Origin of the sequence: Oleiagrimonas sp. C23AA (assembly GCF_011759385.1) — a bacterium.
Lineage (GTDB): Bacteria > Pseudomonadota > Gammaproteobacteria > Xanthomonadales > Rhodanobacteraceae > Oleiagrimonas.
Window position 1 is genome coordinate 24,282 of the sequence record NZ_JAARLY010000005.1, and the last position, 18,253, is coordinate 42,534.

The 18,253-nt window shown below is 64.7% G+C and carries 18 protein-coding genes; 13 read left to right on the forward strand and 5 right to left on the reverse strand.

Annotation, left to right across the window (positions count from 1 at the left end):
• Positions 1 to 13: 13 nt before the first annotated feature.
• Complete coding sequence (locus HBF24_RS09625; protein WP_206064268.1) at positions 14 to 1,054, reverse strand: hypothetical protein; 1,041 nt, start codon at positions 1,052 to 1,054, stop codon at positions 14 to 16.
• A 368-nt stretch (positions 1,055 to 1,422) separates the two neighbouring features.
• Here HBF24_RS09625 and HBF24_RS09630 point away from each other — a divergent pair, with 368 nt between their 5' ends.
• The 4 genes from HBF24_RS09630 to HBF24_RS09645 are packed head-to-tail and all read left to right on the forward strand — an operon-like array spanning position 1,423 to position 3,875.
• Complete coding sequence (locus tag HBF24_RS09630; RefSeq protein ID WP_167172364.1) at positions 1,423 to 2,292, forward strand: MBL fold metallo-hydrolase; 870 nt, start codon at positions 1,423 to 1,425, stop codon at positions 2,290 to 2,292.
• A 22-nt stretch (positions 2,293 to 2,314) separates the two neighbouring features.
• A complete protein-coding gene (locus HBF24_RS09635; RefSeq protein WP_167172366.1) occupies positions 2,315 to 2,734 on the forward strand; it encodes a TIGR01244 family sulfur transferase in 420 nt (139 codons plus the stop codon).
• A complete protein-coding gene (locus HBF24_RS09640) occupies positions 2,731 to 3,054 on the forward strand; it encodes a metalloregulator ArsR/SmtB family transcription factor (RefSeq protein WP_343162739.1) in 324 nt (107 codons plus the stop codon). The genes HBF24_RS09635 and HBF24_RS09640 overlap by 4 nt, the downstream gene beginning before the upstream one ends.
• A gap of 47 nt (positions 3,055 to 3,101) precedes the next feature.
• Positions 3,102 to 3,875, forward strand: a complete 774-nt coding sequence (locus HBF24_RS09645; protein ID WP_167172368.1) for a sulfite exporter TauE/SafE family protein — start codon at positions 3,102 to 3,104, stop codon at positions 3,873 to 3,875.
• A gap of 73 nt (positions 3,876 to 3,948) precedes the next feature.
• Here HBF24_RS09645 and HBF24_RS09650 read toward each other — a convergent pair whose 3' ends face one another.
• From HBF24_RS09650 to HBF24_RS09660, 3 genes are all read right to left on the reverse strand, one after another.
• On the reverse strand, positions 3,949 to 5,154 hold the full coding sequence (locus HBF24_RS09650; RefSeq protein WP_167172370.1) for an acetyl-CoA C-acyltransferase: 1,206 nt from the start codon (positions 5,152 to 5,154) through the stop codon (positions 3,949 to 3,951).
• 124 nt (positions 5,155 to 5,278) lie between these two features.
• A complete protein-coding gene (locus HBF24_RS09655) occupies positions 5,279 to 7,654 on the reverse strand; it encodes a 3-hydroxyacyl-CoA dehydrogenase/enoyl-CoA hydratase family protein (protein ID WP_167172371.1) in 2,376 nt (791 codons plus the stop codon).
• 84 nt (positions 7,655 to 7,738) lie between these two features.
• Positions 7,739 to 8,353: a TetR/AcrR family transcriptional regulator gene (locus HBF24_RS09660; protein ID WP_167172373.1), complete on the reverse strand. Its 615-nt coding sequence runs from the start codon at positions 8,351 to 8,353 to the stop codon at positions 7,739 to 7,741.
• 253 nt (positions 8,354 to 8,606) lie between these two features.
• Here HBF24_RS09660 and ndk point away from each other — a divergent pair, with 253 nt between their 5' ends.
• From ndk to moeB, 8 genes are all read left to right on the forward strand, one after another.
• Positions 8,607 to 9,032 (forward strand): nucleoside-diphosphate kinase, encoded by a 426-nt coding sequence (ndk, locus tag HBF24_RS09665; RefSeq protein ID WP_167172375.1) that lies wholly within the window; start codon positions 8,607 to 8,609, stop codon positions 9,030 to 9,032.
• Positions 9,032 to 10,165, forward strand: a complete 1,134-nt coding sequence (rlmN, locus tag HBF24_RS09670; RefSeq protein ID WP_167172377.1) for a 23S rRNA (adenine(2503)-C(2))-methyltransferase RlmN — start codon at positions 9,032 to 9,034, stop codon at positions 10,163 to 10,165. The genes ndk and rlmN overlap by 1 nt, the downstream gene beginning before the upstream one ends.
• A complete protein-coding gene (gene pilW, locus HBF24_RS09675; RefSeq protein ID WP_167172379.1) occupies positions 10,155 to 10,928 on the forward strand; it encodes a type IV pilus biogenesis/stability protein PilW in 774 nt (257 codons plus the stop codon). The genes rlmN and pilW overlap by 11 nt, the downstream gene beginning before the upstream one ends.
• A 22-nt stretch (positions 10,929 to 10,950) precedes the next feature.
• Positions 10,951 to 11,919 carry a RodZ domain-containing protein gene (locus HBF24_RS09680; protein ID WP_343162740.1) on the forward strand — a complete coding sequence of 323 codons (969 nt, stop codon included), beginning with the start codon at positions 10,951 to 10,953 and terminating at the stop codon, positions 11,917 to 11,919.
• A 188-nt stretch (positions 11,920 to 12,107) separates the two neighbouring features.
• Positions 12,108 to 12,758, forward strand: a complete 651-nt coding sequence (locus tag HBF24_RS09685) for a tetratricopeptide repeat protein (RefSeq protein WP_167172383.1) — start codon at positions 12,108 to 12,110, stop codon at positions 12,756 to 12,758.
• Positions 12,755 to 13,951 (forward strand): outer membrane protein assembly factor BamB, encoded by a 1,197-nt coding sequence (gene bamB, locus HBF24_RS09690; protein ID WP_167172386.1) that lies wholly within the window; start codon positions 12,755 to 12,757, stop codon positions 13,949 to 13,951. Before HBF24_RS09685 ends, bamB begins: the two co-directional genes overlap by 4 nt.
• Before the next feature lie 24 nt (positions 13,952 to 13,975).
• Entirely contained in the window at positions 13,976 to 15,373 is a 1,398-nt protein-coding gene (gene der, locus HBF24_RS09695) for a ribosome biogenesis GTPase Der (protein WP_167172387.1), read from the forward strand.
• Between the two features lie 42 nt (positions 15,374 to 15,415).
• On the forward strand, positions 15,416 to 16,555 hold the full coding sequence (gene moeB, locus HBF24_RS09700) for a molybdopterin-synthase adenylyltransferase MoeB (RefSeq protein ID WP_167172390.1): 1,140 nt from the start codon (positions 15,416 to 15,418) through the stop codon (positions 16,553 to 16,555).
• Positions 16,556 to 16,558: 3 nt separating this feature from the next.
• On the opposite strand, the gene HBF24_RS09705 is transcribed toward moeB, so the two are convergent.
• Positions 16,559 to 17,137, reverse strand: coding sequence for a GNAT family N-acetyltransferase (locus HBF24_RS09705; RefSeq protein ID WP_167172392.1), 579 nt, complete (start codon positions 17,135 to 17,137; stop codon positions 16,559 to 16,561).
• Between the two features lie 157 nt (positions 17,138 to 17,294).
• On the opposite strand from HBF24_RS09705, the gene folD reads away from it, so the two are divergent.
• Positions 17,295 to 18,161: a bifunctional methylenetetrahydrofolate dehydrogenase/methenyltetrahydrofolate cyclohydrolase FolD gene (gene folD, locus HBF24_RS09710; RefSeq protein ID WP_167172394.1), complete on the forward strand. Its 867-nt coding sequence runs from the start codon at positions 17,295 to 17,297 to the stop codon at positions 18,159 to 18,161.
• Positions 18,162 to 18,253: the final 92 nt, after the last annotated feature.

Consider the following 18,253-nt stretch of genomic DNA (forward strand, 5'->3'; position numbering starts at 1 on the left):
CGCAAGTGATGGATCAGTACGACAGCGTCACCGAGCTGGGCATGCTCGACAGGTTGTAGTTGCACTGCGGATTGATGCCCGAGGTGTCGGCGCTGGAGTTCCACGGCGGCGAGGCTACCCGCGAGCCATCGCGGCGGTAGACCTGTATGTTGTGGAACACGATGGGACTGCTGGCCGGATACTCGCTGCAAGTGGACACGTTGTAGACCTCCAGCACACCGCCATACACCCAGTTGAGATCGGCATACGGATTGGTGGTCAGCGAGCTGGTCTGGCCGGTGGTGGTGTCGCGCGAGTCGATTTTCCAGGTCGAGCAATCCACACCTGCCGCGCAGGTGGAGTAGGTATCGCCCACCACCACATCACCGGTGTGCGCGGCGACCGGAGCGCTGTGATAGGTGGTGCCGCTGACACAGCAGTTCCAGCTGGCCAGCGTCCAGGCCTTGCCGCCATAGCTGTTCCAGCCCAGCACCGGCTGCAGGATCGACTGCACGTTGGGCAGTTGCTCCAAGCCGGGGAAGAAGTAGATCACCGCATCCTGTTGCGCGCTGGGCGCAGCCGGCACGGTCCAGGTGGCCACAATGCGGCCAATCGGCGAATTGCTGCTGTAGTTGGCTGACATCACCCAGCCGCTTTGCTCGGGCTCGGTGCCCGATGCATTGTCGGCACTGGCGCTGCCCAGATAACGCAATCCATTGGGCATCACCCGTACCCCGTTGAGCGTGAAATGCGCCCGCGTGCAGACATTGGCCGCCTGCAAGGCGCCGTTGGCGCCGCGGATACGGCCGTCCTTGCGCAGGGTTTCACCGGCATGCAGCGTACGTACGCAGGATGGATCGAAATAGCCGTTCGGCGTGACCACGTAGTTGCCGGGAACGCCGGCCGGCTGGCTGGACGCGGGCAGACTGGCCACGCGCACCAGTTGCGGTTCGGCATCGGGTTTGACGGCATGGGCGGCCAACGCCGGTGCGGACAGGCACAAGGCTGCGGCGGCAGCCAGCCAGGTGCGCATGGCGCGGCCGCGTGTTGCCCCCGGGGTTCTGAACATCTTCATCGCTTGAGACTCCTTATCCATGAGTTCGATGCAAGGCAGGGCAGCGCCGCTGCCCGTCGTCTCTGAAAAGCCCCGCGGTGCGGGCACCGCTCAAGGCTCCCCCTGTTCAGCCACCCGTCTTCGGGTGGAGGTCTAGCCTCTCGCTGCCGCCGCCCGGCGTTTTGTGAGCCAGTCTTCAATCGATACAACGCCGGTGCGAACCGGGTCACACCTGGGCACATTGAGCACGGCGGCCATTGAATTTATATATTCGAATAATCTAATATATGGCTCATGAAGGACCGCCGCTTGACGACGGTGACCAGACTCTTCGTCGCGGGCACCCGGTCCATTTCGATCCCGTATCCGCCAAGTTGCGAGGAAGCACCATGTCACAGCAGCCAAGCGTAGAAACATTCTTCCACGAACCGACCAACACCTTCAGTTACGTGGTTTGGGACCCGCAAACCCAGCAGGCGGCGGTGATCGACAGCGTGCTGGACTATGACGCCGCGGCCGGCCGCACCGCGCATGAATCGGCCGACCAGATCATCGACTTTGTCCGCAAAAGCGGTCTTGCCGTGAGCTGGGTGATCGACACACACGTGCACGCCGACCATCTGTCGGCGGCGCCGTACATCCGCGACACCCTGGGGGGGCTGCTGGCCATCGGCGAGCACATCCGTACCGTGCAGGACACCTTCGGCACGCTGTTTCATGCCGAGCCCGAGTTTGCCCATGATGGCAGCCAGTTCGACCACCTGTTCACCGATGGCGAACATTACCGCCTCGGCAACATCGAGGCGGTGGCGTTGCATACGCCTGGCCACACACCGGCGTGCATGACGCACGTGATCGGTGATGCGGCGTTTGTCGGTGACACGCTGTTCATGCCCGACTACGGCACCGCGCGCTGCGATTTCCCCGGTGGCGATGCGCGCACACTGTACCGCTCCATCCAGAAAATCTATGGCCTACCCGAGGCCACGCGCATTTTTCTGTGCCACGACTACAAGGCGCCGGGGCGTGATGCGTTCGCCCACGAAACCACGGTGGGCGACGAGAAAGCCCACAACATCCATGTTCGTGATGGCGTGGACGAAGAAAGCTTCGTGCGCATGCGCACCGAGCGCGATGCCACCTTGTCCATGCCGCGCCTGATCCTGCCTTCGGTGCAAGTGAACATGCGTGCCGGCGAGCTGCCTCCGGCCGAGTCCAACGGCACGCACTACCTGAAGATTCCCCTCAACGTCCTGTAACCGGTCCCCAAGGAGCCTCACCATGGATATGCATGCACTGGATGATCGCCTGAGTGTCAGCGGGCAGATCACCGCGAGCGACATGGCCACGCTGCGCCAGAAAGGCTTTGTCGCCGTCATCAACAACCGCCCGGATGGCGAATCCCCCGACCAGCCGAGCGCTGCGCAACTGGCTGAGGCGGCCAAGGCTCAGGGGTTGACCTATCACTACATCCCGGTAGTGCCCCAAGCCTGGGGCGCGCAGGAAGTCGCCGCGTTCGCCAAGGCGCTTGCCGATGCCAACGGCCCGGTGTTCGCCTTCTGTCGCAGTGGCATGCGCTCCAGCACCATGTGGGCCATGCAGAGCGATAAACCCGCCGCGCAAGTGCTGGCGCAAGCGCGGGCAGCCGGCTACGATCTGTCGCCGATCGAACCCATGCTGCACCAGAAGGAGCCCCGGTGAGCGCCAGCGTCAAGCCGTCGAACATGACCGTCGAAGCCATGCACCGCAACGTGGAATCGGCCGTTTCCGTGCTCAAGGGCATGGCCAGCCAGAATCGCCTGCTGCTGCTGTGCCAGTTGAGTCAGGGCGAATGCGCGGTGGGTGAGCTGGCCGATCGGCTGGAGTTGTCGCAGAGCGTGGTCTCGCAACATCTTTCCCTGTTGCGGCGCGAAGGCATGGTCACGGGGCGCCGCGATGCGCAATCGATCTTCTACCGCATCTGCGATTCACGCGTACTGGCCCTGATGCAGACCATGTTCGACCAGTTCTGCCGCGCCTGAGGGCACACTAGCGGCGTCCGGCGCCGCATCATTGCGAGGCTTCGATCATGCTGACTGTGGCGATGACACAGGCGCTGCTCGCGCTCGCCTGCGGATCACTGGTGGGGTTGTCTCTGGCCCTGGTAGGTGGCGGTGGCTCCATGCTGGCGGTGCCGCTGCTGCTGTATGTCGTGGGCGTGCACGACCCGCACGTGGCGATTGGCACCAGTGCGCTGGCGGTGGCGCTCAATGCGTTTGCCAATGTGATTCCCCATGCGCGGGCCGGTCGCGTGCGCTGGAAGGCGGCCGGCATGTTTGCGGTCACCGGGATGCTGGGGGCCTATGCCGGCTCCAGTCTGGGCAAGGCCGTCGATGGACACCGACTGGTGTTGGCGTTCGCGGTGTTGATGCTGGTGGTCGCCGGGCTGATGCTGCGCGGCGGCCAGCGCTCGGGCCAGGACCGCTACCCGACGCCGCACGCCATGCCAAAGCTGGCGGTGGCGGGACTGGGTGCGGGGGCGCTGGCCGGCTTCTTCGGCATCGGTGGCGGCTTTCTGGTGGTCCCCGGCCTGATGTTGGCCAGCGGCATGGCCATCATCAACGCCATTGGCACCTCGTTGATTGCCGTCGGCAGCTTTGGCATGACCGCGGCGGCCAATTACGCACTGTCGGGCTGGATCGACTGGACCATCGCTGCCCAGTTCATTGCCGGGGGCGTGGTGGGCGGCTGGATCGGTGCCCATCTGGCCGGGCACCTGGCCAACCGTAAAGGCGTACTCAACACGCTGTTCGCGCTGATGATCATCGCCGTGGCCATCAGCATGCTCTGGCATGGTTTGTAAGTGGCTTCAGCGAACAAGAAAACGGCCCGCTCGATGCGGGCCGTTCTGATTTACGCCGTTTGTCGCGTAACGATCAAAGCGCTTCGAAAATGCCGGCTGCACCCATGCCGGTGCCGATGCACATGGTGACCATGCCGTACTTTTGCTGACGCCGACGCAGGCCATGGATGCAGGTGGCCGCGCGGATGGCACCCGTGGCACCCAGCGGGTGACCCAGCGCGATGGCGCCGCCCAGCGGGTTCACTTTCTCCGGGTCCAGACCCAGATCGCGGATCACCGCCAGCGACTGCGCGGCAAAGGCCTCGTTGAGTTCGATCCAGTCCATCTGGTCCTGACTGAGACCGGCCTGCTGGAGCGCCTTGGGAATGGCTTCCTTGGGGCCGATGCCCATCACCTCCGGCGGCACGCCGGCCACCGAGAAGCTGACAAAGCGCGCCAGCGGGGTCAGGCCGTAGTCCTTGACCGCCTGCTCGCTGGCCAGGATCAGCGCACCGGCGCCGTCGGACATCTGCGAGGAGTTGCCCGCCGTCACCGAACCGCCGAACTTGTCGTTGCGGAACACCGTGCGCAGTTTGGCCAACACCTCCGGCGTGGTGCCGGCGCGAGGACCCTCGTCGGTGTCGATCACGCGCTGGTCCTCGCGCACGCTGCCGTTGGCAAGGTCCGGATAACGATCGTCCAGCGTGAACGGCGCGATTTCATCCTTGAAGTGGCCGGCCTCGATGGCCGCCAGCGCGCGGCGGTGGCTTTCCACGGCGAAGGCGTCCTGATCCTCGCGGCTGACCTTCCACCTTTCGGCCACTTTCTCGGCGGTGATGCCCATGCCGTAGGCGATGGCCACATTCTCGTCGTTGAAGATGGCCGGATTCATCTGCACCTTGTGGCCCATCATCGGCACCATCGACATGGTCTCGGTGCCGCCGGCGATCATCAGGTCGGCCTCGCCCAGGCGAATGCGGTCGGCGGCCATGGCGATGGCCTGCACGCCCGAGGAGCAGAAGCGGTTGATGGTGACGCCCGGCACGCTGTCGGGCAGGCCGGCCAGCAGCGCGCCGATGCGCGCCACGTTCATGCCTTGCTCGGCCTCGGGCATGGCGCAGCCGATGATGGCATCGCCAATGCGCGCCGGATCGATGCCCGGGCACTGCTCCATGGCTTCACGGATAACGTGGGCCAGCAGGTCGTCGGGCCGGGTGTTGCGGAATACGCCACGCGGCGCCTTGCCCACCGGCGTGCGGGTGGCGGCGACGATGTAAGCGTCCTGAATGTGTTTGCTCATGACTTTCTCCGAAGGGGGAATGGGGAAGGGGGCGCCGCAAATCGGCTTGCTTGCCGATAGCCTTCTTTGCAGCCCCGCCGTTCCTGATGGCTCTGGACGATTTTCTAATCCCGATTCCCGCTTCTCAGTTCCTCAGCGGCTTGCCGGTCTTCATGGTGTGGGCGATGCGCGCCTGGGTTTTTTCCATCTGCGCCAGGGCCACGAAGTGCTTGCGCTCCAGCGCCAGCAGCCAGGCTTCGTCCACTTCCGAGCCGCGCTCGATCTGACCGCCGCACAGGGTGTCGGCGATGCGCGTGGCGATCTCCATGTCGTGCGGCGAAATGAAGTAGCCCTCGGCCATGTTCACCAGCATGGCCTTGAAGGTAGCGGTGCCGACATCGCCGGCGACCTTGATGTGGCGCGTGGGCAGGGCCGGGCGATAGCCACTCTCGGCAAGCGCCCCGGCCTGCTGCTTGGCCACGTAGAGCAGTTCGTTGGCGTTGAACACCACCAGGTCCGATTCGCGCAGCAAACCGAACTGCTTGGCCTCCAGCGCCGAGGTGGCGACCTTGGCCATGGCTACCGTCTCGAAGTAGCGCTTGATGTTGTCGAAGGCATCGCCCACCGGCGAGGCAGACGCGCGGGTGGCAATTTCCTTCAGACCGCCACCGGCCGGCAGCAGGCCGACACCGGCCTCGACCAGGCCGATGTACGACTCCAGCGCCGCCACGGTGCGTGCCGAATGCATCTGGAACTCGCAACCGCCGCCCAGGCACAGCCCGCGCACCGCCGCGACCACCGGCACCATCGAGTACTTGATCTTCATGCTGGTGGCCTGGAAGTTGGCCACCATGGCCTCGAACTGGGCCAGCTTGCCTTCCTGCAGCAGGCCCAGCGCGCCCTTGAGGTCGGCGCCGGCCGAGAACGGCTCGCTGGTCTGCCAGATCACCGCCGCTTTCAGCTTGGCTTCGGCTTCTTCCACCGCGCGCTGCACGCCATCGAGCACGTGATCGTTGACGGTGTTCATCTTGGTCTTGAACGAAATGATGCCGACATCGTCGCCATCGCGCGTCCACAGCCGCACGCCGTCGTTTTCCCACACGGTGGTACCCGTATCACCGGCCGGCTCGCCGAGCACGGTCTCCGGGAACAACTGGCGCTCGTACACCGGGTGCGACGAGCGCGGCAATGCCTTGGCCTTGGACGGCGAGAACGAACCGTCCTTGCCATGCACGCCCTGACGGCCATCGCTGACCCACTCAGGCAGCGGTGCATCGCTCATGGCCTTGCCGGCGGCGATGTCCTCCTCGATCCACTGGGTGACCTGCTGCCAGCCGGCGGCCTGCCAGGTTTCGAACGGGCCCAGTTTCCAGCCGTAGCCCCAGCGAATGGCGAAGTCCACGTCACGTGCGGTCTCGGCGATGTCGGACAGGTGATAGGACGCGTAATGAAACAGGTCGCGGAAGCTGGCCCACAGGAACTTGGCCTGCGCATCGTCACTGGCGCGCAGCTTGGCGAACTTCTCGGCCGGATTCTTGATGGCGAGGATGGCCGCCACCTCATCGCAGGCCTTTTGTTCCGAGTCGCGGTAGTTGCCGGCGTCGCGATCGAGCACCTTGATCGCCTTGCCTTCCTTCTTGTAGAAGCCGGCGCCGCTCTTCTGGCCCAGCGCGCCCTGGTCGATCAGGCCAGCCAGCCAGGACGGCGCCTTGAAATAGCTGTGCCAGGGATCGTCGGGCAGGGTGTCGGCCATGGTCTTGATGACGTGCGCCATGGTGTCCAGACCGACCACGTCGGCGGTGCGGTAGGTGGCGCTCTTGGGGCGGCCGATGGCCGGGCCGGTCAGCGCATCGACGGTGTCAAAGCCCAGGCCGAACTGCTCGGTGTGATGCATCGCCGCCAGCATCGAGAACACGCCGATACGGTTGCCGATGAAGTTGGGCGTGTCCTTGGCGTAGACCACGCCTTTGCCCAGCGTGGTAGTAAGGAAGCCTTCCAGGCCTTCCAGCACCGCCGCGTCGGTGTGCGCGGTCGGCACCAGCTCGACCAGGTGCATGTAGCGCGGCGGGTTGAAGAAATGCACGCCGCAGAAGCGTGCGCGCATCGCCTCGGGCAGGGCGTCGGCCATCGCATTGATGGAAAGCCCGGAGGTGTTGGAGGCAATCACCGCATGCTCGGGCAGGTGCGAGGCCACCTTCTTGTACAGATCCAGCTTCCAGTCCAGGCGTTCGGCGATGGCCTCGATGACCAGGTCGCAATCGGCCAGCTGGTCCAGGTGTTGGGCGTAGTCGGCAGGAATGATCTGGCCACCGCGCGACTTCTCGGCCAGCGGCGCGGGCTTGAGCTTGCCCAGATGGCCGATGGCCTTCAGGGCCACGCCATTGCTGGGCCCGTCCTTGGCCGGCAGGTCGAAGAGGACGGTCTCCACGTCGGCGTTGGTCAGGTGGGCGGCGATCTGCGCACCCATGACTCCGGCGCCGAGCACCGCGGCCTTGCGTATGCGTAGCGGTTTTGCGGTCATGCCAATCTCCTAGGGGTCGTACAAGAGCCGAAGAGGTGGACCGCGAAGTTCCGGTGCCACCGCTCCGAAACGGAAAGATGATGTCTACGGCGCGCGCAGCCCCGCTGCCGCGAAGTGGATCAGATGCTCGGCGGCCAGCGCGCGATGCTGGGCCTCGCTGTCCTGCGCACGGCGCTGGATCACGCCGAAGTCGGCCATGGCGTAGGTCAGCGCGCCGGACACTATGTCCAGGCGCCAATACAGCTCTTCCTTGGAAAGGTGCGGCAGCTGCTTGGCGAACTGCGCGGCGAACAAGCGCAGCACGTGGCCGTAGTTGTCGGAAAGAAATTTGCGCAGACGCTCATTGTGCTCGGCATAGGCGCGGGCCAGTACACGCACGAAGGCGCTGCCGCCATCGGTGTCCAGCGAGAGCTCCAGCGCCGGGCGGATGTAGGCGCCGAGCAGGGCATCGAGCGAGGCATCCTCGCCAGCGCCTTTCAGCGCCGCCACACGACGGCCATTGAGTTCATCCAGACGACGGCGGAACACTTCCTCGATCAGGTTGTCCTTGGATCCGAAGTGGTAGTTCACCGCAGCCAGATTCACCTTGGCTGCCGAGGTGACCTGACGCAGCGAAGCACCGGCAAAGCCATGACGTGCAAAGAGCGTCTCGGCGGCGCCGAGGATGCGCTCCTTGGTCGAAAACTGCGATGTGTTCAATGGTGTGCTCCGCAGATCGCTTTTCGGGCGATATCAAACGATCGTTTGAAGCATAGGCGCCGTGCCGGCTGAACGTCAAACATCGGCATGACAGCCAGGCGCGCATGGCATATGACGAACCCCTTGCGTCTGCGTTAGAATCTGTCAAGATTTTGTGTACTAAGACCTGATTTCCGCTAGGATTTCGGGCATGATTCGACCGCCTCGCTTGTCGTGGCGGGGCTTTTTGCAACCTTTTTCCGGAGTTACCTGCATGGCGCTGGAGCGCACCCTTTCCATCATCAAGCCCGATGCCGTCGCCAAGAACGTGATCGGTGAGATCTACAGCCGCTTCGAGAAAGCCGGCCTGAAAGTTGTCGCTGCCAAGATGAAGCAGCTGTCCAAGGCCGAGGCTGAAGGCTTCTATGCCGTGCATCGCGAGCGCCCGTTCTTCGGCGCGCTGGTCCAGTTCATGATTTCCGGTCCGGTGATGATCCAGGTGCTGGAAGGCGATGACGCCATCGCCAAGAACCGCGAGCTGATGGGTGCCACCAATCCCAAGGAAGCGGCCGAGGGCACCATCCGTGCCGACTTCGCCGAGTCCATCGACGCCAATGCCGTGCACGGCTCGGATGCGCAGGAGACCGCACGCACCGAAATCGCGTACTTCTTCGCGGCCACGGAAGTCACGGCACGCTGATGTCGGTTGAAGTCGTGAACAAGGCGGACAAGATCAACCTGATGAACCTCGATCGCCAGGGGCTGCGTGAATTTTTCACGGGGCTTGGCGAGAAGCCGTATCGTGCCGATCAGGTCATGAAGTGGATCTACCACCGCCTGGAGAGCGATTTCGACAACATGACCGATCTCGGCAAGTCCCTGCGCGCCAAACTTGCCGAGAGCTGCTACGTGGGGCCGCCGAACGTGTTGTTCGAGAAGGCCTCCACCGATGGCACGCACAAGTGGTTGCTGGGCATGGACGGGGGCAACGCCATCGAGGCGGTGTACATCCCCGAGCCCACACGCGGCACGCTGTGCGTGTCCTCGCAGGTGGGTTGCGGGCTCAACTGCACGTTCTGCTCCACAGCCACCCAGGGCTTCAACCGCAATCTGTCCGCCGCCGAGATCATCGGTCAGGTGTGGGTGGCGGCCAAGCACCTGGGCAACGTGCCGCACCAGCGTCGGCGCATCACCAACGTGGTGATGATGGGCATGGGCGAGCCGTTGATGAACTTCGACAACGTCGTCACCGCCATGAACAACATGCGCGACGACCTGGGCTTCGGCTTGGCCAACAAGCGCGTGACGCTGTCGACCTCGGGCCTGGTGCCGCAGATCGACAAGCTTTCCACCGCGGCCGATGTGTCGTTGGCGGTGTCGCTGCACGCGCCCAATGACGAGCTGCGCACCGAGCTGGTTCCGCTCAACAAGCGCTATCCAATCGACGAGCTGCTGGCCGCCTGCCAGCGCTATGTCAGCACGCGCCCACGCGCCACCATCACCTTCGAATACACCCTGATGAAGGGTATCAACGACAAGCCCGAGCACGCGCGCCAGCTGGTCAAGCTGATGCGGCGCCTGCCCAGCAAGGTGAACCTGATTCCGTTCAATCCGTTCCCGGGTACGCGCTATGAGCGCTCCGACCCGGAGGCGATTGCCGCCTTCCAGGCCATTCTCAATCAGGCCGGGCTGGTGGCGCCGGTGCGCCGTACACGCGGCGACGACATCGACGCCGCCTGTGGTCAGCTCAAGGGTCAGGTACTGGATCGTACCCGCCGCTCGGCCACCTTCCGCAAGCAGCTGGAAGAGCAAGGAAACACGCATGCTGCCTAAACGCCTTCTCGTCGTGGTCTCCCTTCTGATGTTGCTGGCCGGCTGTGCCACCACCGGAAGCGGAGGCGACGGCCTGAAGAGCAAGGACAGCAACGCCGAAAACGCTGCCCGCATCCATACCGAGTTGGGCCAGCAGTATCTGCAGCGCGGCGAACTCAAGGTCGCGCTGGAGAAGCTGAAGATGGCGCTGCAGTTCGACGATGACTACGTGCCGGCGCACACCGTGATCGCGGTGCTTTATGCGCGTATTGGTGAAAATGCCAAGGCCGAGCAGCACTACCGCCGCGCCAATCAGCTTGAACCCAAGAGCGGCGCCACCAACAACAACCTGGGTGTGTTCCTGTGCCGCGAAGGCAAGGTGGCCGAGTCGCTGCCTTACTTCAAGCAGGCGTTGGCCGACCCTTTCTATCAGACGCCGGATGCGGCCTGGTCCAATGCCGGTATCTGCGAGCGCAAGCTGCCTGATGCGGTCACCGCCGAAAAGGACTTCCGCAAGGCGCTATCGCTCAACCCGCACAACGCCGATGCGCTGTACAACCTGGCCGACATGCTGCTTGCCCAGGGCAAGCCGTTTCCGGCCAGCGCGTTCCTGCAGCGTTTCGACGCGCTCGGCCGGCCCACGCCTGCGTCTCTGGCGTTGGGTTACCGGATCGAGACCCGACTGGGCAACGCGGAGGATGCCCAGTCCTACGCCAGGCGCCTGAAGAGCAAGTTTCCCGACTCACCTCAGGCGCAGAACCTAGCTACCACTTCAAGCCAGTAAAATGAAGCCAAGCGAATCCCAAGTGTCAAAGAGCGATCGTCAGGGGGACGATCTCTTCTCTGCCGGAGAGGGATCCGAACATCTGCATGATGTCGTCACTGCCCAGGCCGCCGACCCCGAGCCTCTGGGTGCACTGCTTGCCCGGGTGCGCCAGGAGCATGGTTTGGATCTGGAAACCTGCGCCCGGGAGCTGCGCCTGCCTGCGCGCGTGCTCGAGCGCATCGAAGGCGACCGCGGTGGCGGCGTCGACTACGAGGTGTACATGCGCGGCTACCTGCGCAAGTACGGCGCGTATCTGGGCGTCGAGCGCGAGCGTATCGAGGCCGAACTGGGCACCGGTCAGGCGCAGCAGCCAACGCTGGTGGCCACTGGCGGTATCCCGCGCTCGCGCTACCTGCTGGAGCGTTACGCCACTGCCGCCACTTACGTGGTGTTGACCGGTGTCATCATCGTGCCGCTGATATGGCTGGGTGTGAATGGCGGCCTGGGCAAGCAGATCACCAAACTGGCGCCATTGGACAGTGCACCGGTGAGCACCCCGATGCAGCCGGGTACCGATACGACCGCCCAGGTGCAAAAGGCACCGGTTCGACACGCTTCGCAGCGCAGACCGGCCAGTGAACAGCCGCTGATGGCCTCCATCGCGCCGTTTCCGGCCATGGATCGCGAGGTGGAGCAACCCAAGCCCGAACTGGCCCGACCGGAATCGCCCGCCGCGGGCGGGCACAGTCTGTCGCTGGATCTGAGCGAACCGAGTTGGGTGGAGGTGACCACGGCCGACGGCAAACGCCTGGAATACGCACTGCTGCCGGCTGGGACGCACAAGCAATATGACAGCGCGCAGGCGCTCAACGTACGCATTGGCAATGCCAAGGCCGCGCAGGTCAGTGTGGATGGCAAGCCGTTGGCACTGAACGATTATCGCCACGCCAACGTGGCCCATTTCGAAGTTAATGCCGACGACGGCCAGGTCACACCCGAGCACGGCTGAATTTCGTCATTGGGGCGCTTGCTTGGGCGCCGGTGTTCCTGGTGACGGGGATGCCGGCGTCGAACACTTGTGAAGAGCGCCCATTCGGTTATGCTTGACGGGTTTTTCTGCGCCGCCAGCTCGCGTGGCGCTTTTTTCGTTCATGGCCCAAAAGGCGACACGCCGCCCTCGGCCCCAGTGGTGAAAGCATGGCATTTGAGGAATACGACGATTACGAGCAGAGTGAGCGCGTCCAGCAATGGCTGCGCAAGAACGGCGTGTCGATCCTGGTCGGCATCGTGCTCGGATTGGTGCTGATTTTCGGCTGGCAGCAGTGGAAGGGCCATCGCGCCACCCACCGCGCCGAGGCCGCCGAGCAGTACCAGGCGCTGCAGCAGGCCATCGCCGCCAAGAATGACAAGGTGGCCGCCAATATCGTCACCAAGCTGCATGACGATTACTCGGGCACCGCCTACGCGGCACTGGGCAGCAGCGTGATGGCGCGCTACCAGGCCGACAACGGCAAGCTGGACCAGGCCCGCACCTCGCTGACCTGGGCGCACGATCATGCCGAGAACGATGTGCTCAAGGGGCTGATGGCGCTGCGTCTGGCGCGCGTGGATCTGGCCGCCGGCAAGGCACAGGACGCGCTGGATACGCTCCAGACGCTGGACAAGAAGGATTTCGCGGGCCTGGCCGAGGAACTGCGCGGTGACGCGCTGGTCAAGCTAGGACGTGTCGACGAAGCGCGCCAGGCCTACCAGGCCTCGCTGTCGGCGCTCAACGAAGACGCGCCACAGCGTGGCAGTGTCAAGGTCAAACTCGAGAATCTGGCTACGGCCGGAAAGCAGGGCGCATGAAACGCATTGTTCTGATGACGGCGATGACAGCCGTGGCATTGGCGGGCTGTCACTCGTTCAAGAAAGAAAACATCCAGCCGCCGACCCCGCTCAAGGAGATCACGCCGACCGTCAGCGTCGAGCAGGTATGGGATACCAGCGTGGGTGACGGCGCCGCCGAAACCGGCGTGCGCATGCGTCCGACCTACGCCGATGGCGTGATCTACGCGGCCAGCCCCGACGGTACGTTGAAGGCAGTCGATGCCAAGAGCGGCGATACCGTCTGGAAGGACTACACCAAGCAGCACGGTTGGTTCGGCTGGGGCGACAGCAAGCGCGTCGATGCCAAGTATGCCGGTGGCCCGGCAGTGGCCAACGGCCTGTTGGTGGTGGGCACGCTCGATGGCCACCTGTATGCCTTCGACGCCAAGACCGGCAAGCACCGCTGGAAGGCTACGCTACCATCCGAAATCATTGCCACGCCGGCCATCGTCGGTGGCAAGGTGGTGGTGCGTACGGAGGACGGTCGCGTCTATGGCATCAATGCCGACACCGGCGATCGCGAGTGGGCCAATGATCAGGCCACCGTGCCGACCTTGAGCCTGCGCGGTAATGGCGCGCCGCTGGTCGCCAACGGCGTGGTGTTCTTCGGCAGCGATGATGGCCATCTGACCGCGCTGCGCCTGGACAATGGCGAAAAGCTGTGGGACGTGCCGTTGGCCAAGGGCGGCGGTCGCACCGAAATCGATCAGCTCGATGACGCCGACGGCAGCATCCTGCTTGATGGCAGCACGCTGTACGCGGCCGCCTACCACGGCGAACTGACCGCGGTCGATGGTCGCAGCGCCCGTCCGCTCTGGCATCACCCGTTCTCCAGCTATGTGTCACTGGCCGTGTCCGGCGACAAGCTGGTCGGCGTGGATACCAAGTCCAACGTCTGGGCCTTCGACAAGAGCAGCGGCTCCGATCTTTGGAAGCAGGCCGGGCTGGAGTGGCGCTGGCTGAGTGCGCCGGCGGTGCAGGACAATTACGCCGTGGTCGGTGATACCCAAGGCTACGTGCACTGGCTGTCGCTGGACGACGGCAAGTTCGCCGCCCGCAAGCGCATGTCGCACCATGCCATTCGCGCCCAGCCACTGGTGGTGGGCAACATGGTCTACGTCGAAGACGTGGAAGGCCATCTTGCCGCCTACCGCCTGAGCGCCGGCAAGTAAGCCGTACGAGAGACGTGAAACCCTATGCTGCCCGTCGTCGCCCTGGTTGGCCGCCCCAATGTCGGCAAATCAACCCTATTTAATGCACTGACGCGCAGTCGTGACGCCCTGGTGGCCGATCTGCCGGGCGTCACTCGTGATCGCCACTACGGCATCTGTCGCCTTGCCGATCGTCCCTTTGTCCTCGTCGATACCGGCGGCTTGTCCGGCGACGAGGACGGCATCGATGCGCTGACCGCGCAGCAGGTGCGCCTGGCCATCGAAGAGGCCAGCGTGCTGGTGATGGTGGTCGACGCCCGCGATGGCCTGCTGGCACACGATCACAGCATCCTGGACGAGCTGCGTCGTACCGGCAAACCGCTGCTGGTGGTGGTGAACAAGACCGACGGCGTCGACATCGACGGCGCGCTGGCCGAGTTCGCCGCCTTTGGCATCGAGCACACGCTGCCCTTGGCTGCCGCGCACAACCGCGGCACCGAGCACCTGCTCGAAACCATCGTGCCGCTGTTGCCCGAGGCCGAAGAGGAGGTCATCGACGAAGATGACGACTCCATCCGCGTGGCCATTCTGGGTCGCCCGAATGCCGGCAAGTCGACGCTGGTCAATCGCCTGCTGGGCGAGGATCGGCTGATCGTCTCGGACCTTGCCGGCACCACGCGTGATGCCATTTCGGTGAAGCTGGAGCGCGATGGCCGCCGCTATACGCTGATCGACACCGCCGGTGTGCGACGTCGGGCGCGCATCGAAGAAGCGGTGGAAAAGTTCAGTGTCATCAAGACATTGCAGGCTATTTCTGCGGCGCAGGTGTGCGTGGTGCTGGTCGATGCCCGCGAGAACCTGTCCGACCAGGACCTGACCCTGATCGGCCATGTGCTGGAGCAGGGCCGGGCGCTGGTGATTGCTGCCAACAAGTGGGACGGCATGGAGCCGTACGATCGCGAGCAATGCCAGCGTGCCCTGGAACGCCGGCTGGAGTTTGTCGGCTGGGCGCGCCGCGTGTTCATCTCGGCCAAGCACGGCTCGGGCCTGCGCGAGCTGATGCAGGCAGTCGGTCGTGCCCACGCCTCGGCCAACAAGCGCATGACTTCGTCCGATCTCACCCGAACGCTGGAAAAAGCCTACGAAAGCTACCAGCCGCCGTTGGTGCGCGGGCATGCGCCCAAGCTTCGCTATGCTCATCCGGGTGGCGTCAATCCGCCCACGGTGGTAATCCACGGCAGCCGCACCAAGCATATTGCCGACGCCTACCGGCGCTACCTGGAAAACACCTTCCGGCGTCGCTACAAGCTGGAAGGCACGCCGATCCGCATTGAATTCCGTGACGGTGAGAACCCGTACGCCGGACGCAAGAACGAGCTGACCGAAAGCCAGCAGCGCAAGCGCCAACGCATGATCCGCAACGCCAAGCGTCGCGGTCGCTGAGCGCTCACGCTTCACCCAGGTCAATGGCGCTACCATGGCGCCATGACTAGCTCGCCCACGCATCACATCGAGGAACTGGAGCCGGCCCAGGCCCATCAACGCCAGCGCCATGGCGCGCGGTTGATCGATGTGCGGCCGGCACCCGAACGCGCCGCCGGCATGGCCGCCGGCGCCCATGGCATCGCCGCCGAGGCGCTGCTCGACCAACTGCGTGCAAGCCAGACCCCAGACGATGTCGAGTTGCTGCTGATCTGTGGCAGCGGAAAGCGTTCGCTGCGCGCCGCCGAAGCATTGAGCGCGCAAGGCTTTTCCCGCGTCTACTCGGTGCAGGGCGGCACCATGCGCTGGCGTGCTGCTGGACTGCCCATGGAGCATGGCGAGCTGGGCGCCGAGGCCGCAGAGCGTTACGCGCGCCAGATGCGCCTGCCGCAAGTGGGTGCCGAAGGGCAACGGCGGCTGCGCCGGTCGCGAGTGGCGCTGATTGGCGCCGGCGGACTGGGCTCGCCGGTGGCGCTGTACCTGGCCGCCGCCGGGGTCGGTCACCTGACGCTGATTGATGACGATGTGGTCGAGCGCTCCAACCTGCATCGCCAGGTGCTGCATGCCGATGACCGGCTCGGCGAGCCCAAGGTGGAATCGGCGCGGCAGACGCTGGCTGCACTCAACCCGCAGGTATCGCTTGCCGCCCATGCCACGCGCCTGGACCAGGGCAATGTCGATGCCTTGCTCCAGGGGCACGATCTGGTCATCGATGGCGCCGACAATTTCACCACCCGCTATCTGTTGAGCGCGGCCAGCCTGCGCCTGGGTCTGCCGCTGATCTATGCCGCCATCGACCGTTTTTCCGGGCAGGTCAGCGTGTTCGATCCGCGTGATGCCGCCTCGCCGTGCTATCGCTGCCTGTATCCGGAGCCACCCGATGCCGGCAGCGCACCCAACTGTGCCGAGGCCGGGGTGCTCGGCGTGTTGCCCGGTTTGATCGGCTCGCTGCAGGCGACCGAAGCCTTGAAGCTGCTGTTGGGGATCGGCCAGCCGCTGACCGGGCGTCTGCTGATGGTCGACGCGTTAGGCATGCAGTTCCGCACGCTGGCGCTGGCGCGTGATCCGGCCTGCCCGGGTTGCGCAGACCCGGCCCATCGACGCGATACGGTGACGGCGGCCAGCTGCTCGGCGACACCGTAAGTCTCACCGCGAGAGATCGGGCGCGGGCAACTCGGGCCAGGCACGAATATCTTCCGGCTCCAGCTGGTAGAGCACCGCTGGCACCACGTTGCCGTATTCGGTCACCTGGCGCGCCGCGTCTGGCTGCAGGCGAGCGCCCAGGCGTTCGGCGACGTGCCGGCTGGGCAGGTTGTGCGTGGCGGCGACGATCTCGACGCGTTGCGCCTGAAGCTCTCGGCAGGCCCATGCCGCGGCCTGACGTGCGGCCTTTGTCACCAGGCCGCGTCCGGCATGTTCCTGACCGATCCAGTAACCCAGGCTTACCACTCGCGGCTGCAACGTCACCGGATGCACGCCGAGCGAACCCACCGGCACGTCGTCCACGGTGATGGCCAGTTCGAACGGCCCCAGCGGCTGGCGCGCGTGACGATGCGAATCGGCGATGAAACGGTGTGCGTCAGCCAGGTCATAGCTGGGCGAGCACCAGGCCAGCCAGCGCGATAGATCGGCCATGGCGCCTTGAATCAGCGCACGCAGATGCGCCGCCTCATGCGTGCGATACAGGCGCAGGCCGGGCAGGGCGTCAGGCGGTGGCAGCGGCATAGCCTTGATCCTTATCTCGAATAAACATTAAGCATTATATTTAACACTATGAATATGAATGCTTTTAGCTGCAGTTAAAGCAGATTCTCACGTTTGGCTGGTTTGTGCGATGCCACACGAACGCGGATAATGCGCGCCTCCCGCCACGTGGACCCCCATGACTGCTCGCATTCTCGACGGCAAGCGCATCGCGCAGGAACTTCGAACCCGGGTTGGCCAGCGCGTGACCGAACGCGTCGCCGCCGGGCATGCGCCGCCGGGGCTGGCGGTGGTTCTTGTGGGTGATGATGCCGCCTCATCGGTGTATGTGCGCAACAAGCGCCGCGCCTGCCAGGAAGTGGGCTTCAAGTCCTTCGATTACGACCTTCCTTCCAGCACCACGCAGGATGAGCTGTTCGCGCTGATCGACACGCTGAACGCCGATCCAGCCGTGCACGGCATTCTGGTGCAGTCGCCGCTGCCCGATCACGTGGACGAAGACGCGCTGGTCGACCGCATCGATCCAGAGAAGGATGTGGACGGCTTCCATGCCGTCAACGTGGGCCGGCTGGTGCTGCGCCGCCTGGGGCTGCGTCCGTGCACGCCCAAGGGCGTGATGACCCTGCTTGGCCACACCGACCGCCCGGTGCGCGGCCGCCACGCCGTCATCGTGGGTGTCTCCAATCACGTCGGCCGCCCGTTGGCGCTGGAGCTGCTGATTGCCGGTTGCACCGTCACCTGCTGCCATCGTTTCACTCAGGATCTGGCCGCGCACGTGGCGCAGGCCGACATCCTGGTGGTGGCCGTGGGCAAGCCGGGACTGGTCAAGGGCGACTGGGTCAAGCCGGGAGCCGTGGTCATCGATGTCGGCATCAACCGCCTGGACGATGGTCGCCTGGTCGGCGACGTGGAATTTGAGCCGGCCGCCGAGCGCGCCTCGTGGATCACGCCGGTTCCCGGCGGCGTTGGCCCGATGACGGTGGCCACGCTGATCGAGAACACGCTAACCGCTGCCGAGGCCGCACCGCCCCGGTCCGTGGCCTGACGGCGGCGGCCCATTGTCGCCGGCCGCTCCTGGCCGGCGTTGGTAAAACAGGTTTTTCCGTGGCGTGCCGCTCTGGCCGAGAGGTGCGCCGA